The sequence below is a fragment of the Devosia sp. FKR38 genome (assembly GCF_005222805.1).
Lineage (GTDB): Bacteria > Pseudomonadota > Alphaproteobacteria > Rhizobiales > Devosiaceae > Devosia.
The window spans coordinates 1,026,831-1,043,451 of record NZ_STGC01000002.1 but is presented as its reverse complement, the minus strand read 5'-3'; the positions used below and the strand labels follow the sequence as shown (position 1 = coordinate 1,043,451).

The 16,621-nt window shown below is 63.2% G+C and carries 10 protein-coding genes; 3 read left to right on the top strand and 7 right to left on the bottom strand.

Features of this window, described 5'->3' with window-relative positions; all coding sequences use genetic code 11:
• Positions 1 to 1,012 precede the first annotated feature (1,012 nt).
• Positions 1,013 to 2,986, top strand: coding sequence for a M23 family metallopeptidase (locus E8M79_RS05100; protein ID WP_137150820.1), 1,974 nt, complete (start codon positions 1,013 to 1,015; stop codon positions 2,984 to 2,986).
• A 98-nt stretch (positions 2,987 to 3,084) separates the two neighbouring features.
• Here E8M79_RS05100 and E8M79_RS05095 read toward each other — a convergent pair whose 3' ends face one another.
• On the bottom strand, positions 3,085 to 3,423 hold the full coding sequence (locus tag E8M79_RS05095) for a VOC family protein (RefSeq protein WP_137150819.1): 339 nt from the start codon (positions 3,421 to 3,423) through the stop codon (positions 3,085 to 3,087).
• Between the two features lie 142 nt (positions 3,424 to 3,565).
• On the opposite strand from E8M79_RS05095, the gene E8M79_RS05090 reads away from it, so the two are divergent.
• Entirely contained in the window at positions 3,566 to 3,796 is a 231-nt protein-coding gene (locus tag E8M79_RS05090) for a hypothetical protein (protein WP_137150818.1), read from the top strand.
• Positions 3,797 to 3,891: 95 nt separating this feature from the next.
• On the opposite strand, the gene clpB is transcribed toward E8M79_RS05090, so the two are convergent.
• From clpB to E8M79_RS05060, 6 genes are all read right to left on the bottom strand, one after another.
• The gene (gene clpB, locus E8M79_RS05085) at positions 3,892 to 6,501 is read right to left on the bottom strand and encodes an ATP-dependent chaperone ClpB (RefSeq protein ID WP_137150817.1); all 2,610 of its coding nucleotides are present in this window, start codon (positions 6,499 to 6,501) and stop codon (positions 3,892 to 3,894) included.
• Between the two features lie 179 nt (positions 6,502 to 6,680).
• Positions 6,681 to 7,433 carry a DUF4167 domain-containing protein gene (locus E8M79_RS05080; RefSeq protein WP_137150816.1) on the bottom strand — a complete coding sequence of 251 codons (753 nt, stop codon included), beginning with the start codon at positions 7,431 to 7,433 and terminating at the stop codon, positions 6,681 to 6,683.
• Positions 7,434 to 7,760: 327 nt separating this feature from the next.
• Positions 7,761 to 8,597, bottom strand: a complete 837-nt coding sequence (prmC, locus tag E8M79_RS05075; protein ID WP_282568097.1) for a peptide chain release factor N(5)-glutamine methyltransferase — start codon at positions 8,595 to 8,597, stop codon at positions 7,761 to 7,763.
• A gap of 23 nt (positions 8,598 to 8,620) precedes the next feature.
• Entirely contained in the window at positions 8,621 to 9,697 is a 1,077-nt protein-coding gene (gene prfA / locus E8M79_RS05070) for a peptide chain release factor 1 (RefSeq protein ID WP_137150814.1), read from the bottom strand.
• 567 nt (positions 9,698 to 10,264) lie between these two features.
• Positions 10,265 to 12,532 (bottom strand): phosphoenolpyruvate--protein phosphotransferase, encoded by a 2,268-nt coding sequence (gene ptsP / locus E8M79_RS05065; protein WP_137150813.1) that lies wholly within the window; start codon positions 12,530 to 12,532, stop codon positions 10,265 to 10,267.
• A 68-nt stretch (positions 12,533 to 12,600) separates the two neighbouring features.
• Entirely contained in the window at positions 12,601 to 13,866 is a 1,266-nt protein-coding gene (locus E8M79_RS05060) for an aspartate kinase (protein ID WP_137150812.1), read from the bottom strand.
• A 274-nt stretch (positions 13,867 to 14,140) separates the two neighbouring features.
• Between E8M79_RS05060 and E8M79_RS05055 the strand changes: the two genes are divergently transcribed.
• The coding region (locus E8M79_RS05055) for a hypothetical protein (protein WP_205747869.1) at positions 14,141 to 16,621 on the top strand (2,481 nt) is incomplete at its 3' end.

The following is a 16,621-nucleotide window of genomic DNA, read 5'->3' as shown; positions in this document are numbered from 1 at the left end:
CAAACTCTCAAGTTTGAAATCTGACATGGTCGCTGAATGCACGTTTGCATGATTGACGAGAACTCACACTACTCTCAGCAAACAAAAGTCTGCGAAAGTAATCTGTTTTCTCTTAGAAAACGTGCACCCATCGAAAGTCTTTTAACTTCCACCGGAATTGCTTCCAGCTTCAGTTCGCAAGAACCTCGCCGTCCACGTTTCTCTTTCTTCTATCTTCACAATGTCAAAGAGCAGACCATGTCGCCGTCGCCGGCAAAATCGTCACAGAAGCCTCAGCTTCCAATTCCCAACAGAACACAGAACCCTCTCCGGTAAAACCGGCAGTGAACCGCCTCTGAAAGAAAACACCAGAACAGTGGGAGCATCTCGCTCGACGTCGTCCAGTGCGCCGGGTTGTATTCAAGTCACTTAAGACTGTCAACACCCTTTTTCAGTTTTTAGACCGGTTTGAACAGCGTCATTCCGATCCGAATTCTGAAACCCTGAAATCGCTAATCACTTAGGTTTTTCAGAGGCTTGCTTCGTTGCCCGCCGCCGTTTGGCGCCGCGCTCTTCAGCGATGGGCGGGTTATAGGGGGCACCCATTTGCCTGTAAACCCCCCATGACGACAAAACCGTCATTTTGTGATTCACGCCGCTTCCCCGCGTGTGGAAAACTCGACTGAACCACGAGGGATTGCAGCGCTTTGCGGCTGCTGTCGGCTTTTTCGCGAGACATTTCATTTCCTTGGCAGAAATCGATCATGGCCGGTCACAGCGCTGTTGGCCGCGCCGTCCTCACGCTCTCGTGGCCGGCGCTTTCCCAGTTCCGCCGTATTTTGCGTCGATATCGGCCCGCATCGGCTTGGCCCCCGCGGGCCAAGGGTCCCGGTTACGGAACGGGTTTGGTTCGCGTTTGGCCCGTGCTAGATATAGACTTCGCGCGCGTAGGACCGCAGGGTCCGAGGCGACAGAGCCGGCCAGCAAGATCGGCGACCAAGGACAAGACAATGGCAGACCCAAGGATGGTGCATTGACCGGGGCGCAAAAGAGTCGCCACGCGGCCCTGCTCAAGGCGACCGGCTTTGAAGACGGTCCGGCGCTGACAGTACAATCCACCGATGGTGACATTCCCCACGGCCGCGAGCTCAGCTTCACCTGGCTGACCGGCACCGTGATGACCGGGCTCACCAGCGTGCTGCTGATGGGCGCGGCGCTCTATGTCTCCTTTCAGGGGCAGGACACCTTCTCGACCGCTTACGAGGCGCTGCAGTTGTCGCGCCCCAAGCCGGCCGAGACCTTCCCCACCGATCTCTCCGCCAAGACCTCGCGCACCCGGCCCGTTGCCGCCACCCGCAGCGACCAGGAAGTGATCGAGGCCTCGATCCGCGAAACCGTCAATGGCCGCGACATGATCCGCAACCAGCCCTTCGTGCGCATCCGCGCCACGCTGGCCACGGCGGCGACCTCTCTGTCCGAGGGCATTCCCGATTACGACCCCGTGGCCATTCTCAAGGCCACCCAGCCCATGTCGGCTGACGCCAATGCCATTGACGTCAACACCGATGTCTATGGCGCCGAGGTCGAGGGTGAGGTGGCCGTCAAGCTGGCCGCCATTCCCCTGACTTTTGTGCCGCCCCGCGCCATCAGTGACCAGTCGGCCGCCCAGTTCGTGCGCGGCCTGACCGAGTCCGATACCGCCATCGTCGGCGCCTCCACCCCGACGCTGGCCTATGCGGCCCTGGGCCCCACCGTGCGCGACCTGGGCCTGTCGACCGACGCCACCCAGATCGGCGGCGTGGCCGAGAATGTGACCGTGCTGCCCAAGACCACCCTGGCCTCCGAAGCCGGGCTCGGCCGCTCCGAGCGCTTCCTGACGCTCAAGGACGACACCGACCTGCCCGACCTGCTGAGCAAGAACGGCTTTACCGCCAACCAGTCGCAACTGGTGATGGACGCGCTGCGCAATGTGCTGCGCACCCAGGAGCTGCCGGCCCGCACGCGGCTGCGCATTCTCTATGGCCCGCTGACCCGCGAGGCGACGAGCCTGGTTCCCTATCGCATGAGCCTATATGGGCCGCGCGCCGACGACACCTATCAGCATGACGCCACGGTGGCCCTGACCGATACCGGCCAATATGTGCTGGGCATCGAACCCGATTTCATCGAATTCCCCGATGAGGACACCGAAGAGATCAACGTGGCCAACCTGCCCACGGTCTATCGCTCGATCTGGGAAACCGGCCGCAAGCACGATCTGGACGATGCCACCATCGAGCGCATCATCGGCATGTTTGCCTATGATGTGGACATGAACAAAAAAATCGCCCCCGGCGATGGCATCGAGATCCTCGAGACGGCCCCCGATGCCGACAAGCATACCGAACTGCTCTATGTCGGGCTCACCCTGGGCGCGACCTCGCGCCAGTTCTATCGCTTCGGCACCGATGATGGCGTGGTGGATTTCTATGACGCCGACGGCGAAACCGGCAAACGCTTCCTGACCCGTCGGCCGCTGGAAGGCGGCGGCACGCTGCGCTCGCGTTTCGGCTACCGCATCCACCCCATCTTCCACACCCGCAAGCTGCACACCGGCATCGACCTGGCCGCCCGCTCGGGCACGCCGATCTATGCCGCCGGCGATGGCGTGATCAAATATTACAAGTGGCAGTCCGGCTACGGCAACAAGGTCGAGATCCAGCACGTCAACGGCTATGAAACCGCCTATGGCCACATGTCGCGCTATGTCGACGGCCTGGGCGTGGGCAGCCGCGTGCGCCAGGGCCAGATCATCGGCTATGTCGGCTCGACCGGCCAGTCCACCGGCCCGCATCTGCACTTTGAAATCCTGATCAACGGCAATCTGGTTGACCCGCTCAGCGTCAAGCTGCCCAAGGACAATGTGCTGGCCCAGCAGTACAAGACCCGCTTCAACCAGACCATCGCCCAGATCAACGACCTGATGGCCCGCGATCCGGCGCCGGTCACCGTCGCCCAGACCAACTGAGGCGCGACGGGCACCCGAGCGCCCTCCCCCTGATCCCTGCCCCGTGCGCCCCCCCCTGACCGGGGGAGGCACAGCGCTGTCCGGCCCGATGCGCCGGCCTAGTCCCGCGCCGCCCACACCGCCATCTCGACGCCACCCGGCGCCCGGAAGTAAAACCGGCGCCCGCCGGGGAAATCGAACTGCGCCCGGGTGATCACGCCGCCCGCCGCCAGCACGCGCCGCTCCGTGTCATCGAGATCAACACTGCGCACAATGGCCAGCGTCGCCGCGACGCGATCGGCGCTCTGGTCGATGCCGCCCTCGATGCCGGCGCCCTCGACCGCGTCATAGTCCGGCCCATAGCTGGTCTGGCCCCAGCCGAAGGCAGCCTGGAAAAAGCCCATGGTCGCGGCACGGTCGCTGGAGGGAAATTCGATATAGTCGATGATCTCGGTCATGGGTCACCTGTTTGTTCTTTGTTTGTTCTAGTGCAGAACCGCTCCCAAGGCAAGCCGGCGCCTGTACCGCGCGGAACAGCGCTGGCGCAGCAGTCGGCCTACAACAGGGTCATCGCAACCCACCCAGCCCCTGGAGCCCAAAATGATCCGCACCGCTTTCCTCGCCCTCGTTCTCGCTCTGTCGGCCACCGCCGCCCATGCCGCCCAGCCCAACAGCAATGACATTGCCGTGGTTGAACAGGACCAGCGCGCCTGCGACCCCATCTTCATCACCTGCCCCAATCCGGCCGACACCCTGCGCGGCGTCAGCGTCCTCAACAAGGATTTTGCCCCCGCCCCGCTGCGCGACAGCCGCGAGACCGTCATCGCCTGAGCCAGACGTAAAATTCGCCTGAGGCAGACAGCCGGCCCCAACAAAAAGCCCGCCGCGGGAGCGGCGGGCCTTGTCTTTTTGCGAGCGCCTCAGGATCAGGCCGCGGCGTCCATGGCCGTGGCCGGCTTGAGCACAATGCCCTCGTCATCGGCATCCACCGTCACCCGGCTGCCATCGCGCACCTGACCGGCCAGGATTTCCTCGGCCAGCTCGTCCTGCACGCTGCGCTGGATGACGCGCTTGAGCGGACGCGCCCCATAGGCGGGGTCATAGCCCTCATTGGCCAGCCAGTCGCGGGCCTTGGCGGTGAGCTCGAGGCCAATGTCGCGCTCCTTGAGCAGCTCCTGCAGCCGGCGGAACTGGATGTCGACAATCGCCCCCATGTGTTCGCGACCCAGCCGATGGAACAGCAGGATCTCGTCGACACGGTTGAGGAACTCCGGCCGGAAGGCCGCCTTGACCATGTCGAGCACGCGGCCGCGCACCAGCTCCACCGAGTCCCCGTCCTTGAGCTCGACCAAATATTCGGCCCCAAGGTTGGAGGTCAGGATGATCACCGTATTGCGGAAATCCACCGTGCGCCCCTGCCCGTCGGTCAACCGACCATCATCGAGCACCTGCAGCAGCACGTTGAACACGTCCGGATGCGCCTTCTCGATTTCGTCGAACAGCACCACCTGATAGGGGCGACGCCGCACCGCTTCGGTCAGCACACCGCCTTCGTCATAGCCGACATAACCCGGAGGTGCGCCGATCAGCCGGGCCACCGAGTGCTTCTCCATGAACTCGCTCATGTCGAGGCGCACCATGGCGGTCTCGTCATCGAACAGGAATTGCGCCAGACTCTTGGTCAGCTCGGTCTTGCCCACGCCGGTCGGCCCCAGGAACATGAACGAGCCGATCGGCCGGTTCGGATCCTGCAGCCCCGCCCGCGAGCGCCGCACGGCGCGCGCCACCGCGGCCACGGCTTCGGCCTGCCCGATCACCCGAGACCCAAGGGTCTCTTCCATATGCAGCAGCTTTTCGCGCTCGCCTTCGAGCATCCGGTCCACCGGAATGCCGGTCCAGCGGCTCACCACCTGGGCGATATCGCTGGGCGTCACCACTTCGGCGGCCATGCGCGCGTCGGCTGTGCCGTCACCATCGGCATCCTCGGCGGCGGCAATGCGCTTTTCGAGGTCCGGAATGACGCCATAGGCCAGCTCGCCCGCCTTGGCCAGGTCACCCTGACGCTGGGCAATCTCGAGCTGGCTGCGCGCGGCATCCAGCGCCTCCTTGAGCTTCTGGCTGCCCTGCAGGCGTTCCTTTTCGGCCAGCCATTTGGCGGACAGGCCCTGGGCCTGTTCTTCCAGTCCGGCCAGTTCGGATTCGAGCCGCTCAAGCCGGATGCGCGAGCCCTCGTCCTCTTCCTTGCGCAGCGCTTCGCGCTCGATCTTGAGCTGCATGATGCGGCGATCGAGTTCGTCCAGCGCCTCGGGCTTGCTGTCCACGGCCATGCGCAGCCGCGCCGCCGCCTCGTCCATCAAATCGATGGCCTTGTCGGGCAGGAAGCGGTCGGCAATGTAGCGATTGCTCAGCGTAGCCGCGCTCACCAGCGCCGAATCCGAGATACGGATGCCGTGGTGCAGCTCATATTTTTCCTTGAGCCCGCGCAGGATCGAGATGGTGTCTTCCACCGTCGGCTCATCGACAAACACCGGCTGGAAGCGACGGGCCAGCGCCGGGTCCTTCTCGACATGCTTGCGATATTCGTCCAGCGTCGTCGCGCCCACGCAATGCAGCTCGCCACGCGCCAAAGCGGGCTTGAGCAGGTTGGACGCGTCCATGGCCCCGTCACTCTTGCCGGCGCCGACCAGCGTATGCATCTCGTCGATGAACAGGATGATCTGCCCCTCGGCCGAAGTCACTTCGCTCAGCACCGATTTCAGGCGCTCTTCGAACTCGCCGCGATATTTCGCGCCGGCAATCAGCGCGCCCATGTCGAGCGAGAGCAGGCTCTTGTTCTTGAGCGATTCCGGCACGTCGCCATTGACGATGCGGATGGCAAGACCCTCGGCAATGGCGGTCTTGCCGACGCCGGGTTCGCCGATCAGCACCGGATTGTTCTTGGTGCGGCGGCTCAGCACCTGAATGGTGCGGCGGATTTCCTCGTCGCGGCCAATCACCGGATCCAGCTTGCCCTCGCGCACATCGGCGGTCAGGTCGCGCGCATATTTCTTGAGCGCATCATAGCTGTTCTCGGCCGTCGCCGAATCGGCGCTGCGGCCCTTGCGGATCGCCTCGATGGCGGCATTGAGCCCCTGCGGGGTCACGCCGGCCGATGCCAGGATCTTGCCAGCCTCGGTGTCCTTTTCCACCACCAGCGCCAGCAGCAGGCGCTCGACCGTGACAAAGCTGTCGCCGGCCTTCTGCGCGGCGCTTTCGGCCGTGTCAAAGACCCGCGCCAATTCGCGGCTGAGATAAAGCTGACTGCCATCGCCGGAGACGCTGGGGATGCGGGCGATCTCGGATTCGACACCGGCCCGGGCGCGCTTGGCGTCGCCACCGGCGCGCTCGATCAGCCCATTGGCCATGCCCTGGTCGTCATCCAGCAGCACCTTGAGCAGATGGATGGGCGCGAACTGCTGGTGCCCCTTGCCCAGCGCAATGGTCTGGGCGCTCTGAATGAACCCACGGGCCCGTTCCGTATATTTCTCGATGTTCATGCAACTCTCCTGATCTCGCCCGCGTCCCGGCCCAAAAGGCACCGAAATCACAGCGGAAGCGTCGTATGGCGGATCGCCTGACAGGCAGCGCTGATCCGTCACTACAGGCTATATGGGGGCAGATTTGCAAAGAAAAAGGCCGGACATTGCTGCCCGGCCTAATTTCAGTTCTGCGCGTCTTATTCGCTGGCGCTGCTGGTGCCGGCGGTCAGAAAGGCGGGCAATTCGCCCACATCTGGCTGCTCGGCGCCGGCGAGATCGGCACCGCCATCACCACCGGCGGGGCGGCGACGGCGCGGGCGACGCTCGCGCGGCTTGCGCGCTTCGCCTTCGGCAGCAGCCTCGACCCCGGGGGCCTCGGCGGCCGGGGCGGCAGCGGCGGCCACGGGGGCGGCAGTGCCATCGGCTTCGACGGTTTCGACGCGGGCCGGACGTTCGCGATCCGGGCGCTGGCGATTGCGATCATTGCGCGACGGCCGATCACCCTCGGGGCGATCCTGGCGATCCTGGCGCGGCGGACGCTGTTCACCCTGCTGGGTCTCGGGCTGCTCGTCGCCATCCTGCTGCACATATTGCTGCTGGGGCTGCGGCTGCGGCGAGGAGAAGCGCGAGTTCATCTCGGGCATATCGTCATCGTAATCGGCATCGTCCTGGCCATCGGGCCGCTGGCCGTTCTGGGCCTGCTGGGCGCTGGAGACGATGCGGAAATAATGCTCGGCATGCTGCAGATAGTTCTCGGCCATCACCGAGTCGCCGCTCGACTGCGCGTCGCGGGCGAGCTGCAGATACTTCTCGGCGACATGGGCAGCGTTGCCGCGCACCTTGACGTCCGGACCGGTGCTCTCGAAATTGCGCGACAGCGGGTTGACGTGCTTGCGTCCGCCGTTGCGGCCACGCTGACGGTTCTTGTTATTCTGGTTATTGGGTCTCATCTGGTCGCTTTATCTAACTCTAGAAAAATAAGCGTCACACTGCTGGCGGACCGGCATCATGCCTGGTCGGGCAGCTCCCCGCGAAGACCGAAGTCTCAACCCGCAGGGCTCTATCATGGCTTCATGAAGACCGAAACCGTCTTACGGCGTCCGAACCGGCCCGCGTCATCCCAGCCTGGGCTGGAACCGCACTGCAATCTGCAGTTTCCGGATGTGTCGGATGGCATGTCGCCGTGGCGCTCATGAAGCGCCGTTGACAGCCTGCATAGAATAGAGGGTTTGCGCCCGATTTGCCAGCACTAATTGTGACGGGCTGATTGGGTACCCTTAGGAGGCGTCCAGCCCCTGGGCCCAGACCACCCGATCCTGCCCGCCGAGATCGCGATGCACCGTGACATCGGCAAAGCCGGCCTCCAGCAGCAGCGCCGAAACCGCCGCGCCCTGGTCATAGCCGATCTCGAGCAACACATGACCGTCGGGCTTGAGCCAGGCCGGCGCCTGTTGCGCGATGATGCGATAGGGCGCCAACCCATCCGGCCCGCCATCGAGCGCCAGGCGCGGATCGAAATCGCGCACCTCGGCCGCCAGCGTCTCGACAATGTCAGACGCAATATAGGGCGGGTTGGAGACGATGAGATCAAAGCGCTCGCCAGACTGCAGCGGTTCGAACCAGCTGCCGTGGCGCAGCGCGATGCGCTCGGTGACGCCATGGCGCGCGGCATTGGCTTCTGCCGCCACCAGCGCCTCGGCGCTGAGATCGACAGCAACGCCAATCGCGTCGGACTGGTTGGCAAGAATGGCGATGGGAATGCAACCCGTGCCCGTGCCCAGATCGAGCAGACGCCCGCCCGCCGGCATTGCGCCCAGCGCCATATCGACCAGAAGCTCGGTATCGGGCCGTGGCTCCAGCGTTGCCGCATTGAGCCCAAAGGCCAGGCCATAGAATTCGCGTTCGCCGATGATTCGCGCCACCGATTCCCCGCTCATCCGCCGCTGCAGCAGGGCCGCCACCGCGATCGCATCGGCTTCGCTCACCGCCTCATGCTCGCGCACCGCCAGCGCCACGGCATCGAGGCCCAAGCCATGCTGGGTGAGGAGCTTGGCGTCGAGCGCCGCCGTCTCAAAGCCCAGCCGCGTCAGCACATCGCGCCAGCCGCGCCACAGTTGCCCCAGGCTGGGCTGGCCACTCAGTTGGATTGCTCCATGGCCGACAGCTGCGCCGCCTGGTTCTCGGTGATCAGCGCCTCGATCAGCTCGTCCAGCGCTTCGCCGGTGATGACTTTGTCGAGCTTGTAGAGCGTCAGATTGATGCGATGGTCGGTGACCCGGCCCTGCGGGAAATTATAGGTGCGGATGCGTTCGGAGCGATCGCCCGAACCCACCTGGCCCTTGCGCTCGGCCGAGCGGGCGCTGTCGCGCTCCTCGCGCTGCATCTCATAGAGCCGCGAGCGCAGCACCAGCATGGCCTGCGCGCGGTTCTGGTGCTGGCTTTTCATGGCCGAGGTGACCACCAGGCCCGAGGGAATATGGGTGATGCGCACCGCCGAGTCGGTGGTGTTGACGTGCTGGCCGCCAGCGCCCGAGGCCCGCATGGTGTCGATGCGGATATCCTCATTGCGGATCTCGATGTCGATGTCTTCCACTTCCGGCAGCACGGCCACGGTGGCGGCCGAGGTATGGATGCGGCCCGAGCCTTCGGTGGCCGGCACGCGCTGCACGCGATGCACGCCGCTCTCGAACTTCATGCGCGCGTAAACGCCCTTGCCCGAGACATTGGCGATGATTTCCTTGTAGCCGCCCATTTCGCCGGGGCTTTCTTCCATCACCGTGACCTTCCAGCCATGGCCGGCGGCATAGCGCTCATACATGCGGAACAGGTCGCCGGCGAACAGCGCGGCTTCATCGCCCCCCGTGCCGCCGCGGATTTCGAGAATGATCGACTTCTCGTCCGCTTCGTCCTTGGGCAGCAGCAGCACGCGCACGGCCTGGAACAGCTGGGCGATGCGCTCGTCCAGCTCCTCAATCTCGGCCTGGGCCATCTCGGCCATTTCCTTGTCGCCGCTTTTCAGCAGCGCCTCGGCATCGGCACGGTCGCGCAGCGCCTTGGAATAGGCGCGGATCTGCTCGACGATCGGCGCCAGCTCGGCATGTTCCTTGCTGAACTTGACGAACTCATCCGGCCCGGCACCGCCCGACAGCGCCGCCTCGACATATTGGAACCGCGTCTCGAGCGCGTCGAGCTTGTCCTGGGGAAGAGAGGCCATGGCTGAAGTCTTTCACGTCTTGAAGAGCCACGCTTTAGGGATATCGCAGCCGCGAGGCAAGGGTGCAGGCTGGCAAGTCCGACGCGAGATCGTTTCACCCTTCAGTGGATTTGCGGCTCCTTTGCCTCCCTCCCCCTTGAGGGGAGGGAATGAGGGAGGGGGTCCGTCAGTGGTCCACAGAACCACCCCCACCCCGGCCCGCCCCTCAAGGGGGAGGGGGCGATAGCACCACGTCAATCTGAACGTGAAGCGATCTCACACGAGAAGATGCCCCCGGTAAGGAAGCGCAGAAAGGTGCCGTTTGCAGGCCGTCATGACGGCAATATCTGGCACGCTAGAATGGCTGAAGTCTTTCAAGTCTTGAAGAGACACGCTTTAGGGATATCGCAGCCGCGAGGCGAGGGTGCCCCGTCGTGAGGAGGGCACTAGCGTGCGCCGAGATCCCCGTCAGGACGAGCCGAAAACGGTGCCTTTCGAGAACCGGAGCGGAGCGTACATGAGTACGTGAGCACCAGAAGCGCAGAAAGGTGCCGTTTGCAGGCCGTCATGACGGCGATATCGGGCGCGCTAGACGGGTAGCTGCTGCTTTTCGATCCATTCCTGCAGCAGCGCGCGCACCGAAACCCCGCTCGAGCCATCGCTCAGCGCGGCGGCCACCGCCTGCTGGATCGGCTGCAGGTCAAGATGCAGCACCAGCTCCTTGATCGGCCCGATCGAGGCCGGGCCCATCGAGAGCCGCGTCATGCCCACCGCCATCAGCGCCAGCGCTTCCAGCGGCTTGCCGGCCAGCTCGCCGCACATGGTGATCGGCACATTATAGCGCCGCGCCGCCTCGACCACGAGCCGGATGGCGCGCAGGCGCGGCATGCCGATGGGATCGTAATTCTTGGCGACGCGCGGATTGGCGCGGTCGGACGCAGTGAGGAACTGCACCAGATCGTTCGAGCCGATGGAGACAAAATCCGCCAGCGGCAGCAACTGGTCGAGCTCGAACAGCAGCGATGGCACCTCCACCATCACGCCCAGCTCGAGCTTGCTGGGCAGCGGCTTGCCGGCGCGGCGCAGGCGCTCGACTTCCTTGTCGACCACCACGCGCGTCTGCACGAACTCGAACGTCTCGGTGACCATGGGGACGAGGATCTTGAGCGGCCGTCCATTGGCCGCCTGCAGCAGCGCGCGGATCTGCGTGCGCAACAGGCCCGGCCGCTCCAGCCCCAGCCGGATCGAGCGGAAGCCCATGGCCGGATTTTCCTCGGCCATCGAGCGCTGATAGGGCAGCACCTTGTCGCCACCGATATCGAGCAGGCGGAACACCACCGGCCGCTCGCCGGCAATGGCCATGGCCTCACCATAGAGCTCGGCCTGTTCGCTGAGCTTGGGCAGCTTGCTGGCGATCATGAACTGCAATTCGGTGCGGAACAGCCCGACCCCGGCCGCGCCGGTATCGTCGAGCATCGGCAGATCAGCCACGAGCCCAGAATTGTGCAGCAGCGTGATCGCCACGCCATCCCTGGTCACGCTCGGCTTGTCCTTGAGCGCCGCATAATGCGCGCGGCGCTTGGCCGTCACCTTGACCTTGTCGATATAGGTCTGCTCGATGTCCGGCGTCGGCCGCAGATGCACCACGCCCGCTGTACCATCCAGAATAATGTCATCGCCGCTTTCGCACATCGAGACGATCGACTGCGCCTGGCCCACCGCCACCAGCCCCAGCGAGCGCGCCACAATGGCCACATGGGCCGTCGTGCCGCCCTCTTCGAGCACCACGCCGCGCAGCTTGGTGCGGTCATATTCCAAGAGCTCCGCCGGCCCCATATTGCGGGCCACCAGGATCGCATTGTCGGGCAGCGCCTTGCGCGCCAGCGCCTGGCTGTCGCCGGTCAGCATGCGCAGCAGGCGATTGGCCAGATCGTCGAGGTCATGCAGACGATCCCTGATATAGGGGTCGGTCTGGCGCATCATGCGCGCCCGCGTATCGTTCTGCACCCGCTCGACCGCCGCCTCGGCCGAGAGGCCATTGTCGATGGCCTCGGTCAGCCGATGCACCCAGCCGCGATCATTGGCGAACATGCGGTAGGTTTCGAGAATTTCGCGGTGATCGGTGGCGCCGGCCATGTCGCCATGGTCGAGCATGGCGTCGATCGAGACGCGCATCTTTTCCAGCGCCGTCTCCAGCCGCAGCTTTTCCGCATCGGTATCGTCGGCGATGAAATTGGTCACCACCACGCGCGGATCATGCAGCACCACAGTGCCCAGCGCGATGCCATCGGTGAAACTGACGCCAGTGAACATGCGCGGCCGCCTGAGATCGATATCGGACCCCGGCTTGATCAGATTGTCGAAGTCGGAGGTGGCGATCATCTCGGCCAGAATTGTGGCCGTCGTCAGCATGGCTTCGGTTTCGTCCTCGCCATAATGGCGGCGCTCGACATTCTGCACCACCAAGACGCCCAGCGTCTGCCCGGCCCGCAGCACTGGCACGCCGAGGAACGAATTATAGCGCTCTTCGCCCGTTTCCGGACGATAGGCGAAGCTGGGATGATTGGGCGCGTCATCAAGGCTGAGCGGCTCGGCCTCGGCCGCGATCAGCCCGACCAGGCCCTCGCCCAGCCGCAGCGTCGTCATATGCACCGATTCGGCCGCCAGGCCCTTGGTGGCGAACAGCTCGAGCGCACCATCGTCGCGCAGCACATAGAACGAGCAGACATCGGCCCGCATATTGTCGGCGATCAGGCCCACGATCTTGTCGAGCCGCGCCTGCGAAGCCAGCGGCTCCGCCATCGTCTCGCGCAACTGCCGCAGCAGTACGCGTGGGCCGCCTATCGTCGTGACCATCTCGCCTTCAGACGGCCCCGCAAAGCCGCCCCCCTTGATCGGACGCGGCTCATCCCCTCGACGGAGCCCTACGCGTCCTTCTTGTCCAAACCGTAATAAGTATGCAGGGCGCGAACCGCAAGCTCAGCATATTGCTCATCGATCAACACCGAGGTCTTGATTTCCGAGGTGGTGATCAGCTGGATGTTGATGCCCTTGTCGGCCAGGGCCTTGAACATCGACGAAGCCACGCCCGCATGGCTGCGCATGCCCACGCCCACGACCGACACCTTGGCGCCGCCCTTGGAGCCCGAGATACGGGCATATTCGATGCGCTCGCCGGCGTCCTTGAGCGTCTTGATGGCCTTGTCATATTCGCTGTCGGGGACAGTGAAGGTGATGTCGGTGGTCGCGCCATCATCGGCGATGTTCTGCACGATCATGTCCACGATAATGCCCTGGTCGGCCAGCGTGCCGAAAATGGCCGCGGCCACGCCCGGATTGTCCTTGACGTCGCGCAGGGTGATCTTGGCCTCGGCCTTGGCGAGCGTCACGCCCGAAACGATCTGCTTTTCCATGATCTCTTCCTCATCGCAAACCAGCGTGCCGGGCACGCCCGGCGTCCCGTCTGGCGCCAGCTGTGGCGCATCGGGATCATCAAATGTCGAGCGGACCAACAGGCGCACCTTGTGCGCCATGGCCATTTCCACCGAACGGATCATCAGCACCTTGGCGCCCAGCGAGGCCATTTCCAGCATTTCCTCAAAGGAAATCTTGGTCAGCCGCTGCGCCTTGGGCACGATGCGCGGGTCGGTGGTGTAGACGCCGTCGACGTCCGTATAGATATCGCAGCGGTCCGCAGCGATTGCCGCCGCCACCGCCACAGCCGAGGTGTCCGAGCCGCCACGACCGAGCGTGGTGATCCGGCCATGCGGCGACACGCCCTGGAAGCCGGTGATCACAGGCACCCAGCCATCGTCGAGCCGTTTGTTGAGTTCGGTCGGGTCAATGCCGGTGATGCGCGCCGCGCCATGCGCGTCGTCAGTATTGATCGGCACCTGCCAGCCCGCGAAGGACCGCGACTGGATGCCCATTTCGCTGAGCACAATGGCCATCAGCCCGGCGGTCACCTGCTCGCCCGAGGCGACCACCGCGTCATATTCGCGGGCGTCATGCAGCGGGCTGGCTTCATTGACCCAGCCGACCAGCTCATTGGTTTTGCCGCTCATGGCCGAAACCACGACGACGACCTGGTTGCCGGCCTCGACTTCGCGCTTCACATGCCGCGCAGCCTGGCGGATGCGCTCGACCGTGGCCACTGACGTGCCACCGAACTTGACGACTATGCGGGCCAAGACCCCTACCCCGTTCCTCCGGCAGAACCCGCCGGTACGCTTTGTGTTGGCGCGGACATGCCACAAAGGCGCGGCGGGATCAACGGGAATGGTGGGAAACGGACACCTTGAGCAGCCAATCGCTGAGTGCGGCGCTGCGGTCTTTTGTGAATGACGCCGCTTGAAATCGGGCTTCCAAACAATAGGATGAACCTCTGGTCACCACTACAGTCATTTAAGGCCATGTTTTCTTTGGATCGCCGCGGGGGCGCATTTAGTTGAATGTACGAACCCAATGAATGACTTTACGGCAAAGCGCTTTGATAGCCGCATTCTCGATCGAGAGGATAGCGGTGCCGCGTTTGAACGCTTTGTGGACGAGTTCTTTCGCTGTGAATCGCCGAGAGAAAATCTTGTCCGGGGGCTGGCGCGCGGAGCAGACGGGGCAATTGATATTGCTGACGCCAGTCAAAAAACTCAACGAATTGTGGAATGCAAATTCATCGGGGCCGATACAAAATCAACCGCTGCGGAGCGTTGGAGCGAAGTTAAGCGCCATCTTGAAGATAACCTTCTGCCCCTTGCCCGTGGAGACGAGAGTAGGCGAAAAAAGTACCGTCCATGGTTGAGATCTGAAGGCGATGTACGGACTTACACCTTCGTTACGTCGTCAATCTGCCCAAGTGCAGATGAGCGCAACCAACTGCGAAGCTCCATTTCAGCGTTCTTTGTGGAGCAATCCAAAGCGCACGACGAGCTGAGCCATCTGGCGCATGTGGCGATTGACTTGCGATATTGGGATGACCTTGTCGGCAAAAGTGCCAGTTTCGCACCGCTTTTCTACCGCTGGTTTGGCGGATTTCCGCAAGGCTATAGCGAAATAGCGCTTAGCTTCGGTTCTGAGGGAGGGTTCAAGCAGTTTCTGGCAAATAGAAACCTGCCCTACTTCTCGCGCGATTTATTTATGTCGGAGACTGAGCGGAAGCCCGACTCTCAGTTCGATGCCATTGTCCAGTTCCTGACCCAGGGCAATGATACCAGGGCGCAGGTGATTTTCGGACCGGGCGGGGTTGGCAAGACCCGCCTATCGATTGAGATATGCGAGGAAGCCCGAGAAGCCGGTTGGTGGCCAATTCGCCTTGATCGCAAGGCACGCGTATCGCAACTGGACTCGATTTGCCAAAGCCATGCCGACACGGCCAAACTGCTGCTCTTTATAGACTATGCCGAGGCATTCGAGGAACTCGATAGGTTGCCCGAGGCCGCAGCCAGGCTGGCGTCTGATGGCAGACACCGCCTCGCCATTCTCGCTTCGACGCGCTCCAGCTCTCTTCAAAAGGTCACGGACCAGCTAACGGACCTCCACCCGGAGGCGACAAACCCTTCTGAACGCACAATCCAAGACGGATATGCAGACTGGGTTGTACGAAAGATCGTTGCTCATTTCGGCATTCCTCAAGCCGATGAAATTGCAAGAACCTGCAAGGGCCTGCCGGTAATGGCGGCATTCGCGGGATTTCTTTTTCAGAAGGACCGTGCCCAGTTCGACTTGCAGTTCGGCAATTTGGCCGCAGTCAAGGACTTCTCAGGCTGGGCGTCTGTCCGGATCAAAGCTATCGAAGACCGCTTTCCCTCGGAGCCTGTCCAAGGCTTGCTTGCAGATCTTGCGGTGCGCCTGCCGATGCCAAAGGCTGAAGTCGATGCGTTTCGTGCCAGTTCCGACTTGCGGCGCGATGTCTTCGACATTTTGAAAGCTGACCGCTGGATCGAGGCAGAGGGCGACGCCTATTCGGCTGCTCACGACGTGCTGGCGGATGCGACCCTCGCACGCCATTTGTCGGCGATGCCGGGGATAGAGCAGGATCGGGTTCAGGATATCGGGCGGACGGCGCTGAACGACGACCGCCTCGATCGTTTCATGGCTGCCTTGGATCGACTGGGCGATCACCCCGTATTTCAGAAGCTATCGGGCAAGGCACTGATTGAAGCCTTGATGGCCTGTGACGATGAAAAGACACTTGCGGCCCTTCCTTCGCTGATAAAGAGCCGGCTCCTGCCCCCCTCAGAGTTGATCGCTCTGCTTGCATCCTCCGACGTGCTAAGGACGCGTTTGTCTGAAGCGCCGGAGGCCCATGTGACCCTTGCGCGAGCTGCCGAATGGGCAGCCACGAAGGGCCGGACGGTTATCGACCGGGCGACGGCTGAATTGGCGTTGAACGTGCCGCTCGGCAGTGCAGTTGCTTTTCAACACGCAAGCAACATGGTCCTGCGCTGCGCTCATGCGTTTGATCCCGAGCGTTTTCACAACGATGTCATTGAACAGCTTTTCGCGGCACGGGTGGCTCTCGACAGCCACTATCTGATCGTATCACTGTTGAAGTGGGGAACGCAGCCCGACGAGGTGTTGCCACATCTTGGGCCGTGGCTTGCCGGAAACGGAACAGCCCTCAAGGCGAGTTTCGTCTACCAGGCTTGGCTAGACGCCAAAGGCGAGGCAGAGGCAGTCCGCGAAAAGCTGCTCCTCTGGGTGGACGAACATGGCGCAGCACCGGAGGCATCGCACGTCTACAAAGCCTGGCTGGACGCCAAGGGCGAGGCAGAGGCAGTCCGCGAAAAGCTGGTCCTCTGGGTGGACGAGCATGGCGCAGCACCGGAGGCATCGCACGTCTACAAAGCCTGGCTGGACGCCAAGGGCGAGGTCGAGGCAGTCCGCGAAAGGCTGCTCCTCTGGGTGGACGAGCATGGCACAACACCGGAGGCAAAGTTCGTTTACAAG